7 protein-coding genes are annotated in these 15794 nt (G+C 52.9%); 6 read left to right on the top strand and 1 reads right to left on the bottom strand.

The features are described from left to right. The first annotated feature begins 67 nt into the window (after positions 1-67). The 6 genes from ACOYA6_RS07890 to pgaD all read left to right on the top strand — a co-directional run bounded on the left by ACOYA6_RS07890 (position 68) and on the right by pgaD (position 8854). Positions 68-808: a Slam-dependent surface lipoprotein gene (locus ACOYA6_RS07890; RefSeq protein WP_422654446.1), complete on the top strand. Its 741-nt coding sequence runs from the start codon at positions 68-70 to the stop codon at positions 806-808. Positions 809-860: 52 nt separating this feature from the next. Then, positions 861-2276, top strand: a complete 1416-nt coding sequence (locus ACOYA6_RS07885) for a surface lipoprotein assembly modifier (protein WP_422654445.1) — start codon at positions 861-863, stop codon at positions 2274-2276. A 325-nt stretch (positions 2277-2601) separates the two neighbouring features. Continuing rightward, positions 2602-5064 carry a poly-beta-1,6 N-acetyl-D-glucosamine export porin PgaA gene (gene pgaA, locus ACOYA6_RS07880; RefSeq protein WP_422654444.1) on the top strand — a complete coding sequence of 821 codons (2463 nt, stop codon included), beginning with the start codon at positions 2602-2604 and terminating at the stop codon, positions 5062-5064. Positions 5065-5073: 9 nt separating this feature from the next. Next, a complete protein-coding gene (pgaB, locus tag ACOYA6_RS07875) occupies positions 5074-7089 on the top strand; it encodes a poly-beta-1,6-N-acetyl-D-glucosamine N-deacetylase PgaB (protein WP_422654443.1) in 2016 nt (671 codons plus the stop codon). Beyond that, positions 7086-8420, top strand: coding sequence for a poly-beta-1,6-N-acetyl-D-glucosamine synthase (gene pgaC / locus ACOYA6_RS07870; protein ID WP_223075391.1), 1335 nt, complete (start codon positions 7086-7088; stop codon positions 8418-8420). Before pgaB ends, pgaC begins: the two co-directional genes overlap by 4 nt. Next, positions 8417-8854, top strand: a complete 438-nt coding sequence (pgaD, locus tag ACOYA6_RS07865) for a poly-beta-1,6-N-acetyl-D-glucosamine biosynthesis protein PgaD (RefSeq protein ID WP_039028573.1) — start codon at positions 8417-8419, stop codon at positions 8852-8854. Before pgaC ends, pgaD begins: the two co-directional genes overlap by 4 nt. Before the next feature lie 539 nt (positions 8855-9393). Here pgaD and ACOYA6_RS07860 read toward each other — a convergent pair. After that, a complete protein-coding gene (locus tag ACOYA6_RS07860) occupies positions 9394-15288 on the bottom strand; it encodes a DUF3320 domain-containing protein (RefSeq protein WP_422654442.1) in 5895 nt (1964 codons plus the stop codon). Between the last annotated feature and the right edge of the window lie 506 nt (positions 15289-15794).

The raw sequence follows: 15794 nt of genomic DNA, 5'->3' as shown, positions 1-15794 counted from the left end.
TAAATTCATTCGCAAAAATTATGTTACAAATCATGCGAATTTATTCACAACCAAGGACGTTTAGCGTATGGGGATCTTAAAAACTGGTTTATTACTGACCGCTTTTGTACTGACTGCATGTGGCGGCGGCGGCGGCGGGGGCGGTGGTAGCGACAGCGCGCCCCCGGTAACCACTGCGCCTGAGCAAACGGATAACAGCAATACGGGCACCACGCCGGAAACCCCGGCCACGGCACCGGTCAGCCTGACCACCGGCGGTACCCTTTCCGGTTGGACCTACACCACTCCTGAGGGCCGTGAATATGTTATGCGCGGCACCGGGATCTCTGCGGGCCTGGTGCAAACCCAGCGGCTCACCCGTGACGACCGTTCCCCGGTCTCCTCAACGTCATGGTGCTGTGGCCGTATGAGTTACACCACGTTCGGTACCTGGACACAGTTTGAAAAAGGGCAGCATGACGTCTTCTACACCGGGGATGCCACGCTCGCGGCTAACGTGCCAACCCAGGGAACGGCGACCTATGTGGGTCACGGTATGCGTGAAGATATCCTGAGCGATGCCAGCTTTAACATTGATTTTGCTGCGAAAACCATCAACGGCACCATTGCCGGAAATGATACCTTTGGTAGCGAAATTGCGATGCAGGGCAACATTGCCAACGGGGGTTTCACCGGTAATGCGCAATCCGGCGGGCAGGCGGGAACGTTCACCGGCCATTTCAATGGTCCCACGGCTGAAGAGTTAGGCGGTGTGGCGCAGTTTGCAGACACCACTAAAAACGCTTCCTTTGGCGCGACACGTCAATAAATCGTTTCCCGGTCAGCCTGGCTGACCGGACCTTCAGATGGTAAGCCTTTCTATGACTATTTTGCGTACTGGCGCACTGAGTTTGCTGTGCCCGCTCAGCGTTGCCTTTGCTGCGCCGCCGGAAACCGACTCGATTCCTGCTGCTCCCCACTTTGAACGACTGACCACGCCGGACAAGCGCGCCGGGTCTGGCGATAACACGCTGCATGTGACCAATGCTCAACTGGCGGAAAAGCCAGAGCTGGCGATGGCGCTGCTCGATCAGGCCATTCGTGAAGAAAAGTGGCCAATGGTGCGTGCCATTTTACCTGTCTACGAGGCGTCACCCAATCCGGATTCAACCCTGATTCTTTTTGCAAAAGCCGGTCTGGCGCGCAGTCAGGGGCATTATGCAGAGGCGATAGAACACTATCGCGCTATTCTGAGTCAGCATCCTGACTATGCGGCGGTGCGTCTGGATTTAGCGCGTGCCATGTTTGAAAATCGGCAGTTTGACGCGGCTGATTATCAATTTCGTCGCGTATTACAAAGCAATCCGCCTGAGAATATTCAGCAGGTCATTGCCCAATATCTTGAGCGCATTCAGAAAGGCAGCGCATTAACGGGTTCATTCAGCCTGAGCTATCTGAATGACAGCAATGTGAATAATGCGTCATCGGGTAAAACCATTCGGGTTGGCGATCGTCTTTTTATTCGTAATAAGGATAGTTTCCCTCAGCGTGGGGAAGGTTTCTGGTTCAATGGCGCATTACAAAAAGATGTACAACTCTACGATCAGCATGGCTTGCGATTTCTGGGTACGGTAAACGGAAAGAGTTACTGGAATAATCATGATTTTGATGATATTACCACCCGTGCTTATGCCGGATATCAATGGCGTAATTTCCGCCAGCAATTTGCCCTGTTGCCTTTTTATGAAAAAAGATGGTATGGCACCGAGGCGTATTCTTCTGGCCCTGGCGTGCGCGCCGAATACAGTTATTTACTGACGCCCACCTGGCAGGTGAGTCAGGCGCTGGAATATCAGAAGCTGGATTATGATGATCAAGATTATCGATTCCTGCGCGGGCAAAACCGTTACTCTTCCACAACCCTGTCCCATGCCTTCAGTAACCGGGTGTCAGGATTTGCTGGCTTCGATCTGCTCGATCAGCAGACCTTCACCCGCAGTGAATCTAACCATCGGGTAGGTTTGCGCAGCGGGGTGCAGGTTGATATGCCCTGGCAACTCTCTTTTGCCGCCACCACGGCCGTTGCCAGACGCGATTACCAGGCCGACAGCGATATATTCTCGACGCGCCGGAAAGATAATGAACAGATCTATAATCTCTCGCTCTGGCATCGCGACCTTTATTTCTTTGGGGTTATGCCGAAACTGAATTTCACCTGGAAGCGGGTCGACAGCAATATCGATTTCTATGATTATCGACAGAGAAATATCACGCTTTCGCTGGATAAGAATTTTTAACAGGCATTGCCAGCACTTTTTACTGAGTATGCAGAAAGGATCTGAGACGAAAGAATGAGATTAACATGAAAAGCACGCTCCGGCGTGTTTTTTTTATTTTATGGGTTGGTAAAAGATAAAGGTGGCTGCTAACTTTTTGAGTGGCGCTTAGGGGTTGTTTGAAAAAAACGGTAGTGCCTGGCTGAAAAATAATAAATAAGGAAAAAGCATGAGATTTTAAATTTATATAGACTTTTTTGTTGCTTGTTTATTTATTGAATTTCAGTCATCTTTTCGTCATGAATAAATGAAAGGCTCACGTTATAACAGAGATAAAGGGTTAACTATGTTCAGAGTTTCCTGCTCCTCGCGGGTTATTAAACTGCGTTCAGGACGATACTTATTAATGGTGAGCATGTTATTCCCGACATGGGCATACGCCCAAACGTCTGCCTACGATGAACTTATTATTCAGGCACGGGATGGCGACCGCCAGCCTTTATTGCAATACCTTGCCGTTCGGGAACAGCAGACACAGTTAACGGCGGGAGAGATTGCTGACTGGCTTCAGGTTTCCTCATGGGCCAATAATGACGTTGAAACGCTGGCGGTATGGGATCGTTATCGCCAGCGCATGGCCATCCCTGCCCGGGGGCAGGTCGCTGCCGCCCGCGCGCTGCGTAACCAAAAGCAGTGGAATGCGTCGCTGGCCGTCTGGGAAACCGTTCTGCAAGACGAGCCTGGTAATAGCGACGCCCGCACCGGCTGGATAATGACGCTCGCAGATGCCCATCGCAACGAGCAGGCCATCACCGAAGCCCGGCGCTGGGCAGACGAGGAGCCGGGGCCAGAGAGAGAGGCACTGCTGGCGTATGTTTATCATGCTCAGGGGAAAAACTGGGATTCCGTCCTGGCGGCCAGCCAACTCGATACCGATTCAGACCAAAACAAAAACGTGGTGCCCACGCTGTTGGCTGCCATGTCGGCCAACCGTATTGCCGGCCCCGCGCTGACCCTTTCAGAGCGCTACCCGCAGCCGGATGCCATTAAACGTCAGCTTGAACTGGATGCGGCGGCGCAAACCGTCCGCGCGGCGTTCACGCCCACCCGCAATGAAGATGAGCGATTTCTGGTGGCAGACAAAGCACTGGCTCGCTATAACGCGCTGATTGACGAGTGGAAAGACAACCCCGAGGCGCAGGCTGATGTGCGACGCGCAAGAATTGACCGGCTGGGGGCGCTGGTTATCCGTAAACATATGGATGACGCGATCGCCGAATTTGAATCGCTCGAGGCGAACGGAAAGCCCGTTCCTGACTACGCCAGAAGATGGGTCGCTTCTGCATATCTTGCGCAGAAGCAGCCGGACAAAGCCGAGTCGCTGCTTGAAAGCATCTATTTTCCGCGTGGCTCAACCCTGGCATCACAGCCGCTGACCATGGACGATCAACAGGAGTTGCTGTATGCCCGTCTCGATAACAACCATTTCGACGAAGCGAAGCAGCAGCTGGATACCTACAGTAAAGAGACCCCGTACCTGCAACGGATCTATGGTTCTCCCACACCGCAGCCTAATGACAGCTGGCTGCTGGCCAGAACCTTACAAACCGAATATCTGGTGGCCACCAATGATTTGCCTGCAGCCGAGACGCATGCGGAGCGGCTGGCGCGTACAGGATCGGGTAACCAGGCGCTGCGTATTGCCTATGCCTCAGTGCTGCTGGCGAGAGGGTTACCGCGTGCCGCAGAGCGCGAACTTAAGCTTGCTGAAGTCATTGAACCCAGCAACCTGGCGCTGGAACGGCAACAGGCATGGACGGCTATGGATCTGCAGGAGTGGCGGCAGGCCGACGAGCTGACGAAGGATGTGGTCAAGCGCAGCCCGGATGACGCCGCCACGTTGCAGCTTGAACGACTGATGGCGGTGCATAACAAAGCTGAACTGCGCATAGCCGGGTCTCAGGGCATCTCCTCCGACAGTCCGGTCAGCGGCAAAAACGATTTCACCCTCAACACGGCACTTTATAGCCCACCGATTAACCAAAACTGGCGACTGTTTACCGGCTACAACTTTGCCCGTGGCGATTTTGAGGAGGGGAAGGGAATAAGCCGGGACCTGCTGGCGGGCGCGGAGTGGACCTCAAGGGATCTCTGGGCCGAGATGGAGATCTCCGGGCGCAATGATGGCAGCGATCAGAAAATCGGCGGACGCCTCTCCGGCTGGTACGATTTCAGCGACAACTGGCGGGCCGGGGCCTCGGCGGAGCGGTTATCCCGTAACACGCCGCTGCGTGCCCTGCGCAATGGGGTGAACTCCAACGGCGGCGATCTGTGGGTGCGCTGGTATCAGAACGAACGACGCGAATATCAAGTTTCGCTTTCCGGCGCGCACTTCACCGACGGCAACGATCGGCTGGAATACGGCATCAGCGGTAAAGAACGCCTCTGGACGTCGCCACGTTTTACTCTGGATTTCATCCCTGGCATCGGCGGCAGTAATAACAGCAAAGAAGATGTGCCTTATTACAACCCCAAACGTGATTTTTCGGCGGTGGCAGGGCTGCGCGCCGAACAGGTGCTGTATCGCCATTACGACACGGTCTGGAAGCAGCAGTTTGAGGCGGGAGCGGGCGGTTACTGGCAAAAAGGGCACAGCCCTGGAGCCATCAACCAGTTAGGTTACGGGCAACGAATTCAATGGAATAACGTAGTGGATGCCGGGGTGAAACTGACCTGGGATAAGCGTCCTTACGACGGGAAGCGGGAGCGCAATATTGCCCTCGCATTTGATCTGAATGTCAGGTTTTAAGGGCGCTTCATGATGAAACGATGGCTTCTTGCCGCAGGGGTAATCGTCGGGTGGATGATGATGAGCATGTATGCACTGGCCGCGGCACCGCGTTATCTTCCTCCCGCCGAGCGACCGGCGCTGTATGCGGACCAGCGCTGGCCCACAAACAGCTTTCTGGTGCTGGCCTGGCATGACGTGGAGGACGGTGCCGCCGATCAGCGCTATCTGTCCGTGCGCACCAGCGCCCTGAACGACCAGTTTGCCTGGCTGAATGATAACGGCTACCACCCGATTAGCGTGCAGCAGGTGCTGGATGCCCATGCCGGGAAAACGACATTGCCTGAAAAGGCGGTGATGCTGACCTTTGATGATGGATACAGTAGCTTCTCGACGCGCGTTCTGCCGCTGCTTCGGTTGTTCAAATGGCCTGCTCTTTGGGCGCCTGTCGGCAGTTGGGTGGATGCCCCGGAACATTCGCTGGTGGATTTTGGCGGACTAAAAACGCCGCGGGAAAAATTTGCCACCTGGAAGATGGTACGCGAGGCCAGCGAGTCGGGGCTGGTGGAAGTGGGTGCGCACACCTGGGCATCCCATTACGGCCACCAGGCCAATCCGCAGGGCAGTCAGGAGCCCGCGGCCGCTAACCGTTTCTACGATAAAACCCGCGGGCAGTACGAAACGGATGCGCAGTTTGAACAGCGTATGGGTGCCGACCTGGCTCGCATTTCGAACAAAATCAGAGAGGTCACCGGGAAAGCACCGCGAGCCTGGGTCTGGCCCTACGGTGCGGCGAGCGGGACCACGCTGAAGCTCGCGCATCAGCAGGGCTACCAGATGGCGTTCAGCCTGAATCAGGGTCTGGCGAATGCCGCCAGTCTGGAAGACATTCCCCGGGTGCTGATTTCCAACAACCCTTCGCTGCGCAGTTTCGCCAGCCAGATAGCCCAGGTCAGGGAACCTGACACCATGCGGGTTATGCATATCGATCTCGACTATGTGTATGACAAAAACCCGGCTCAACAGCGTAGAAATATTGATGTGCTCATCCAGCGTGTTTTCGACATGAAGATAACCCACGTCTTTTTACAGGCCTATGCCGATCCTAAAGGGGATGGCAACGTCAATGCGCTCTATTTCCGCAGTCGCTGGCTACCTATGCGGGCGGATCTGTTTAACTTCGTGTCCTGGCAGCTGCAGACCCGTGCCGGGGTGAAGGTTTACGCCTGGATGCCGGTGCTGGCGTTTGGGTTAGATCCCTCGGTGCCTCGCGTGGCGGCCTGGTCGCCAGATACCGGACGAAGTGCGCCAGATAACCGCCATTATTTGCGCTTATCCCCCTGGAGTGCGGTTGCCCGGCAGAGGATCAACGACATCTACGAGGACCTGGCGCGCCATGCTAACTTCAGCGGCATCCTGTTCCATGATGACGCTTTTTTGACCGACTTTGAGGATGCCTCTCCGGATGCGCTCAAAGCCTATCGTGCAGCAGGCTTCCCGGACAGCATTGCGCAGATCCGCGCCGACCCGCAGCTGCTGGCGCGCTGGACGCGCTTTAAAAGTCGCGCCCTGATTGATTTTACCCGACAGCTCACGCAAACCGTGCGTGCCGTGCGCGGGCCACAGGTCAAAACCGCCCGCAACATTTACGCCATGCCGGTACTGGATCCGCAGAGCGAAACCTGGTTTGCGCAGAATCTGAATGATTTTCTCGGCACCTACGACTGGACAGCCCCGATGGCGATGCCGCTGATGGAAAATGTCCCGGTCAAGGATGCCAATGCCTGGCTGGACAGACTCGTCAGGCAGGTCGCCCGTTACCCTGGCGCACTGGATAAAACGGTTTTTGAACTTCAGGCACGCGACTGGCGTAAGGGGGCAGGGCAGGACGATATTAGCGGTGAAATGCTTAACGGGTGGATGCGGCAGCTCAAGATGAGCGGCGCCGGAAACTTTGGCTACTACCCGGACGATTTCATTAACGATCAACCCCGGATGGCAGAGATCCGTTCTGCTTTTTCCTCTTACTGGTATCCGCAAAAATGACCGATCGCCTCATCGCCTTCCTGATCCTTTGCCTGATGTTCAGTTTTCCGCTCGGCGTGGCGGTGATTTTTACCGGTGAAGTGATCCTTAATTTCGTCTTTTTCTGGCCGCTGTTTATGTCGGCCCTCTGGATGAGCGGTGGGCTTTACTTCTGGTTTTACCGCGAGCGCCACTGGCCATGGGGGCCGGACACGCCGCCACCTGAGCTCGCAGGCAATCCTCTGATTTCCATTCTTGTGCCGTGCTTTAACGAAGGGGTGAATGCCCGGGAGACTATCGAAGCGGCGCTGGCGCAACGTTATGAAAATATAGAAGTGATTGCTATTAATGACGGCTCTATAGACAACACCGCGGCCGTGCTGGACAAGCTGGCGAGTGAATATCCGCGGCTGCGGGTGATTCATCTGGCGGAAAATCAGGGCAAAGCGGTAGCCCTGCAGGCGGGTGCGGCGGCGGCGCGCAGTGATTTTCTGGTGTGCATTGATGGTGATGCGCTGCTGGATAAGGATGCAGCGGTATATATGGTCGCACCGCTGCTCAATTATCCTCGCGTGGGGGCCGTGACCGGCAATCCGCGTATCCGCACGCGTTCAACGCTGATTGGGCGAGTCCAGGTGGGGGAGTTTTCATCTATTATCGGCCTCATCAAGCGTACCCAGCGCGTCTATGGTCAGGTCTTTACCGTTTCCGGCGTCATTGCCGCGTTTCGCCGTCGCGCCCTGGCAGAGGTGGGGTACTGGAGCCCGGATATGATCACGGAAGATATTGATATCAGCTGGAAGTTACAGCTGCGCCACTGGTCCATTTTCTTTGAACCTCGTGCGCTGTGCTGGATTTTGATGCCCGAGACGCTGAAAGGGCTCTGGAAGCAGCGTCTGCGCTGGGCGCAGGGGGGCGCGGAGGTGTTTATTATCAATATGCGTCGCTTGTGGGGCTGGGAGTACCGGCGCATGTGGCCTCTGTTTATTGAGTTTTGTATGTCAACCGCATGGGCCTTTGCTTATGCCATCACCATCCTGTTGTTTCTCATCGGGCTGCTTATTCCGATGCCCGATTCTTTATATGTTCAGCACCTTTTCCCTCCGGCTTTTACCGGCCTGATGCTGGGCGTGGTCTGTCTGTTGCAGTTCGCGGTCAGTCTGTTTATTGAACGACGCTACGAGAAGGGTATTGCGGCGTCGCTGTTCTGGGTTATCTGGTTTCCGGTGGTGTACTGGATGTTGAGCCTGTTCACTACGCTTGTGGCTTTCCCGAAAGTCATGCTGCGCCGCAAACGCAGCAGAGCTCGTTGGGTGAGTCCCGATCGCGGTATTGGGAGATTAAAACCATGATGCAACCGTTAATTTTTACTGAACAACAGCGGCTTCCTCGCGTGCTGGATGCCCTGTTAACGATCATTGCCTGGCTGGGGTTTAGCTGGCTGATTTACAGTGGTCTGATAAACGCGATTGAACATGATCCTTTTATAGGGACCCGGCCGTTCTACACCACGCTCAATACGTTGAGTATCTACCTGCTGGTGGCCTGTCTTATTGGTATGGCGCTGATCGGCTGGGCAAAATACAACCAGATTCGCTTTCGTATTGAACGTCGTAAGCGACGGCCGGAACTTGAACGCGATGAAGTGGCGGCAAGTTTCAATATCACCCCCGAACTGGCGCTGGTGATGAGTCAGGCCCAGGTCTTTACCCTCGCCCATTATGATACGGGCGCCATTGACCGCGTGTGGATGGTGAAAACCTTCGCAGGCGTGCAGAGCGAGTAACAAAAAACCTGCCGGTAAGTCTGGATGTTTGCTGGCAGGTTTTTTGGGTTGCCTGCGGTGCGCGTAATACATGGGGGCATGGATAAGCGAGCGGAGTGCGATGCCGGTCATGATGCCGGGGATCGCCTGGCGAAACAGTCTGACAATGCCTGGAAACATATCGACATCGGGTAAAATAAGTGCCTGGTATTGGAAATTTTCGGCAGCGATGAGCGAACAGCGGAAGTTAGCGATTCTTTGGAAGCAGTTTGTAAGCGTCTAAAGTAATAGAGTATTAATCAATGAGGAGTGGGCCACGGCTTCACGACTCCCTGAATAACCCGACATCGAAAGATGTAGCATCAGGGTTGTTAAATCTACATCTCGAGCAAGAGGAAATGAACACGTATAGCGTAAGCTTCCAGGTGTTAAGCTGTTTTTTGAATATCCCTTGTATTACAACCAAGGTGGTCAAATTTGCACAGCTGGCACAAAATAAAAGGACTGAAAAATTGAATGATGGCTATTCCTGTAGATAACCCAGGAATAGCCTGTCTGGCCTAGAGTAATGACTCCAGTTTTTGTCTTGCGTGACTTGTTAGCCGCTTAATGCCCAATGATCGGGTAATATCTGCAATTTTGTTCTCGCCCTTTGTATTCAGCACCAATGCGCGTAGCTCTTCTGCAGCGATAGCATCAATCTGACGAATATCATTTTCTGTAGCAGGCAAACGGAACGTATTCCAGTCTGCCTGCTGAGTTGTGGACTGCCAGACAAAATTTTCACCAAAAAGGTCTGGTGCAACATGATAATGCTGATCTACCAACTCCATCACCCTTTCACGAATTAGCCTACCAGCACGATTGAAACCATGGATGCGAGCAATGCGCTGCACCAACGTTGTTTCCAGCAGTGGAGATTCAGCTTTCACCACTGAGTCGATGAGCCCTTTCAATGTTTCGTCATACCCGCCAATGTAGAAGCGTTCGGCATCAACTCTGCTATTCCATTCTTGCAGGTCATTAACGATGTATTTATCCCCCTCAGCGGCTAAGTTAATTTCCGGGTGCAGTGATGAAGCGTATTTTAGCTCTGACACAACGATCTCTGCGCTATCGTTGTCTTCAGACTTTTTACAGAGTTGCTCTATCACTTCGACGGGTGCTGAGATCTCTTCATCGTTGGCTCCCTGTACAACAGTGGAAGTTAACGAGAGATTGTCCGACCCTACAATAGCGGTTATTTCACCACAAATATCATCAGATTCTTCTGCCTGCGCCGTATGCATTACATCAGCGGATTTGGATTCTTCAAGCAGATTACGGATGGCGGAATCGAGCCGCTCAAGCGCACCTTCTTTATCAATCCACCATTCGGTTGACCAGAGACGGAGTAATTTCCAGCCCAACCCTTCCAGTATGGCGCTACGCACTTTGTCACGATCACGGGCCGTTGCTGCGCTATGGTAAGTAGCACCGTCGCACTCAACTCCCACAAGGTAATCACCCGGTTTATCTGGATGCACGATCCCCAGATCAATACGGAATCGGGACACGCCGATTTGTGGAACAACATGCCAGCCTTTTCTCCTCAGACCATTGGCGACCGCTTCTTCAAAAGGGGAGTCATAACCGCCAACGGAACCGCGAACAGCCTGTGCCAGTGCTAGTGGACCGCGCTGGGCAAATTCAATGAAGTGTTTCAGGTCGGCGACAGCGCGTGCACTGGTACGATTGAGATCGATCATTGATGAATCGAAGGAGGTAAAGACCATCATTTCCTGGCGTGCGCGGGTCACGGCAACATTCAAACGACGCCAGCCGCCCTCACGGTTAAGCGGGCCGAAACTCATCGACATTGTATTAGCACCGGGTTCTGTAGGTCCGAAACCAATGCCTAGAATAATCAGATCGCGTTCGTCCCCCTGCACGGTTTCGAGGTTTTTCACCACCACCGGTTCTGCAAGATCCTGCTGGAAGAAGGGCTCGATCGCCGGATGCTGCTGACGGGCTCTGTCCAGCAGGTCGTTGACAAGTTTCTGCTGCTCGGTGTTAAGCGTGATAATGCCAATCGATTTTCCTGACGCGATGAATTTTTTGTCAGTCAGGCGTTTCACCGTCTCTGCGACAATGGCTTCGGCTTCAGCCTGGTTGTGACGGCCTTTACCTTTCGAATACACTCCGGCAACTTTGCACCACTGCACGGCGCTTTGTCGGGTTTCCGATGCCGGGAACGTGATCAAATTACCGTCATAGTAACGATGGTTCGAGAAGGTGATCAAACTTTCATGGCGACTGCGGTAGTGCCAGCTCAGGCTATGGTTGTATAAGCCCGCAGCAAGGCATTCATCGAGAATGCTTTCCATATCATCTTCAATATCATCCTCGGTATCACTGGCGCCACGGTTGAAGAAACTGGTTGGCGGCATCTGGCGTGGGTCGCCAGCCACCACAACTTGTTTCCCGCGCGCCATCGCGCCGATAGCATCCCATGGAGAAATTTGTGAGGCTTCATCGAAAATAACCAAATCAAACAGCGCCTGGCTGGACGGCAGGAACTGCGCGACAGATAGGGGACTCATCAGCATGCAAGGTGCAAGTTTTGACATTGCATCGCCCATCTCTGCCGCCATCTGCCGCACCGGTTTATGACGGCGAGATTTCTGTAGTTCATGCTTGAGTAAGGCAAACCCCCCCTGTTTGACAAGCTCATTTTTCGCGGGGATAACACCGCACAGACGCGCGCGAATATACCGTACCGTTAACTTCGCCAGACGATCGGTATGCTGTCGATAGGCCTCAATATCGCTCATATGTTCCGCTGGCACAAAGTTATGGAGCAGCGGCTCGGAGTCAATAACCCATGAGGCGAACCAGCGGCAATAGGCGGTTTCGAAAATGTCGGTTGCGCTGGTGTCGGAAGCGTCAAGATAAACCAGCGCATCCAGCATTGGCATCAGTCCATGAGAAATGGCTTCCTCTCGTACACGGCTCCAGTCACTCCATGCTTTCAGCCCCGATGAGTGCTGAAGGATGTTCACTGCGCAGTCACGTAATGTCGGGATGGACAGCGTTTCGCCAGGCGCTTTAATCAGACCACAAAATGTCGTTTTTACCTCGTCGAAACCGGTCAGGGCCGTGCGAAGGTTCCGGTTCAGGTTGGCAACCACGCCAGCGGACCCCAGAAGATCATTGGCATCAATAAGTAGAGTTTTAACGGCAGTGCGAATCCCGGCAAGTTGCTGCGGAGACGAGGCAAAAGAACCCAGTGTGCTGCGGACCTCTTCCGCGAGTGCCACTGTCGTTTCCAGTTTTCTATAATCCGTTGCCAGTCCATTCCAGCCCGGCAGTGGAGTTGTATCGCTATTGATCGCCGTCAGACGTTGTAACAGCGCCTGGAGAAGATCAATCACAGGCAGATCGGCAGATAAATCAGGTGCTGAATTCAGTGCATATTGTTGCATCATGCTCTGAATAACTTTTTTGCGTGCACTGGTGGCAAAGAACCAGAACTTTTTATCTGCTTGCGCCAGTGCCTGCTGGAGCTGCGGCACATTGACCTGCTGCCAGCTATCGGCAGGGTAGGTGACGGACAGCCGTGCTTTGGTCGCCGTGATCTCCTGCAATAAGGATATTGCCGTATGCGCTGCTTCTATACGGGATGCCGCATCGGGAGTGAATATGAAGCTGAGATCGAGGCCGCCTGCTTTCGTCAGCAATTCGCAGAAAGAGGCCAGCTGCGCCAATTTTACCGGCCCTTTGTCTTCCACGGTGATGCCTGTTGCCTGCAGTAGCGCATCGGTCGCGTGCTCAAGCTTTGCAATTTTTTCAGGCAGCACTTTTGCGCTGGCGATCAGAGATGATTGCCATCCGTTTGTCCAATCTGTCTGCATAATTGGAGCAAAGTGCTCATCATGTTGTTTAAAGGCATCGCGGTTCAACTCCAGTCGTCTGGCGATCTGCCTAAAATATTCCAGCTCTTCGGCGGTATGCAGAGTGTTATCTGGCCACGTGAATTGGGGTGTCGCGACGTTTGCATCTTTTATCACCCGACCCATTGCGTGATGCAGCGTCAGCCCATTAGGCCAACGTTTATGCAGTAACCGCACAACCTCATTGAGCTTATCCCGCAGGTTTTGTACCTTGCTTGCTTCTTCTTCCCATTCCTGCGCGGTCAGTGCATCACGTGCATCCCATGCCCGTTCGAGCTGCTTAAGGAAATCCATTTTCGAGGTTTTGCTGGAGTGCAATTCCAGACAAAACTCGCCTAATCCTTGTGCTTCGAGTCGGCGATAAACCACCTCCAGCGCGGCTTTTTTTTCCGCGACAAACAGCACACGTCGCCCTAGCGCAAGGTTATGGGCAATCATATTGGCAATGGTTTGCGATTTACCTGTTCCGGGCGGGCCGTCCAGCACAAAGTCGCGTCCTTTGGCCGAAGCAACAACCGCTGCGACTTGCGACGAATCAGCAGGCAATGGCAGAAAAAGCTCCTGCGTGCCGACTTCATCATCCAGCTCATCGACATCGATGATGTCGCCGCTTTTCTCCAGGGTCGCATTTTCCTGCCCGCGCTCTATCAGGTATCTGACCAGCGGACTTTCCATCAACTGTGGTGTACGGTCGATGAGATCTTTCCACATCAGATACTTGGCGAATGAGAACGTGCCAATCACCACATCGCGAGTCACCTCAAAGCCCGGCATATCACGTACAGCACGACGTACCAGGTTCCAGATGCCGTCAACATCAATCCCGATTTCATCGGTAGGCAATTCGGCATCCAGGCCGTTGATGGTTAGTGCGAAATCATTACGCAGCAACTCAAGTAATGTCAGGTTGAAGCGAGGTTCCTCTTCAAGCAGTCGCATCGTGACGCCAGACAGTGCACTTTTACGATCAAGTTGAATGGGCAGCAGGATCAACGGTGCAAAATAACTTTTAGGGTCATCAGCTGCTTTTTTCCATTTCAGAAACCCTACAGCCAGAAAAAGCGTATTTGCTCCGCCTTCTTCGAGATCGCTTTTTGATTTTCGATACAGATCGATTAGTGAAGATTCAAGGCGCTCTTGCTCAAGAGGAGAGACAACCTCACCGCGATCTAATGCAAGCTGAGCATACTCGTCGCGTAAGTTCTCATGAGTTTGCTGCTGATATAACTCTGTGTCCCGACCACCCATTTCCAGATTTGGCAAGGAGACAATACGCAGGCGCTTTCCTTCTGCCAGCTTGTCTTCTAGCACGCCAGGATTTGAACAGATTAACCGGATAGCTTTCGCACTTTCCGGCAGGTGAAGCAGACGGTTTCGGGTAGTTAAATCTAAAAGTTTACGTTGCCACTGTACCAGGCGGTTGGTTGCGTTTTTTTCATCAGCGATCTCGATATCAAGATCAAATGAGGGCAGAAGCGGCGCATCTTCAAACCCATGTGAAGTGAGTTGTTCTGCGCCATCGGCCTGAGTGGCTGCCGTCATTCCACCCAAGGCAAGCGGGCGGATTTTTTGCATTCGTGCGCGTCGTACATCGATAACAGCGTAGAAATTTTTTTCCGTTAGATGCTGAAGCGCCTCGCCGGAAGCCTGCGTAAAGGATGCCGGGTGTGCTTTGGTGGCCAGCGTCGTTTCAAATACCACTATCTCTTTTAAATCAATCCGCTTACGTACGGCTGAGACATCTTCGGTAACTAGTTGTGCGAATTCCTGTGGCTGGAGCCATAAACCGGCAAAAGCATGTCCTTCCGTTAACAAAATCAGCGGATTAAGACCCATTTGTTCTAGGGCAGAAGCAAACAAGAGTGTCGTGTCGAGACAGGTTGCGACTCTGGCTTCAATAATGGTGCCGGGTGTGCGGATCTTCTGACCGTTGCGTTCAAAGCTGGCAGGGGGCAGGGCATAGCTGATATTCATATTGCAAATGGCGGTCCAGAGAGCAGAAGCCAGCTCCCAGACTCGCGTCCTGGATTTGCTCTCGTAGCCATCAAGTGATTCGCGTTTCCCTGCGCTATGCAGAACATCTGCTGTTGCTTTAAGCAGTCGGTCTATGGCTGGGTCGTTCGGCATAATAAACGTCGGCAATAACTCCATCATCGCATCGCCGCCCCATTCATTTTTTGCCAGGGCTTCAAGGGGATAATTAATGGTAAAAAGTTCGTCCTCTCCCTGGCGTAAACATAACGTGATTTCGCAAAGCACACTTTCAGTCAGTTCAGCCAGCCATTCAGCATTCAGTTTGACATCACGATCGCGAATATCGAGTGAGGAGCGAGGAAGCAAGCGATCAATTTTCCACATTTTCGCTTCCAGCACCGCAGGTGTTGTCTGCAAGTACAGTGTTAAATCCTGGTACGTTTGGTCAGATTCGTTATGTAATACCAATTCACGTAACAGGGGAACCGCATTTTGGTGCGAAGTGAATCCCAGCTTATGGGCGACACTGACATATGCCTTAATGCTCATAAAATTCCGTCTCCAATGAGAATATATCACTTAGGGCATGTTTATAAATGGAGGAGCCTAGGTGAACGAAAATCCTGCTGAATAGGGCTATCAGGTCAATTTATCGTCGACTTGATATATGGACTTAAGATTTATCTTAATGGTTTATACGATAAAGGATTCAATCCACCTAAGCCACATTAAACTTGGGATTTACCAGCAGTTCATAACGATCTTCTAGCGCTGATTATTGCAGCAATAAGATGGTGTATTCTTCCAACTTCTATACGCCAGCTATTGGCAAGATAATGCGATTCCACTTTTCCCTGTGTGAAGGTGTAAATATCCCATCCAGGCGGGCCATATGATTTTAGAAATCTTTATTACGAATCATAGAGTTTGTAATGCCCGTTCCTGGCACAAAGCCGACATTCCGCTCTTTAAGATTCTTCTCGCCGTCAGTCACCCCAGTCTCCCCGAACCAGGCTCAAACTCACGCACATAGTTCGTCGCCAGCACGGCGCTGG

Source organism: Leclercia barmai, from assembly GCF_049312895.1.
Taxonomy (GTDB): domain Bacteria; phylum Pseudomonadota; class Gammaproteobacteria; order Enterobacterales; family Enterobacteriaceae; genus Enterobacter; species Enterobacter barmai.
Note: the sequence above shows the minus strand (reverse complement) of the source record. Positions and strands in the feature narration are given on the sequence as shown.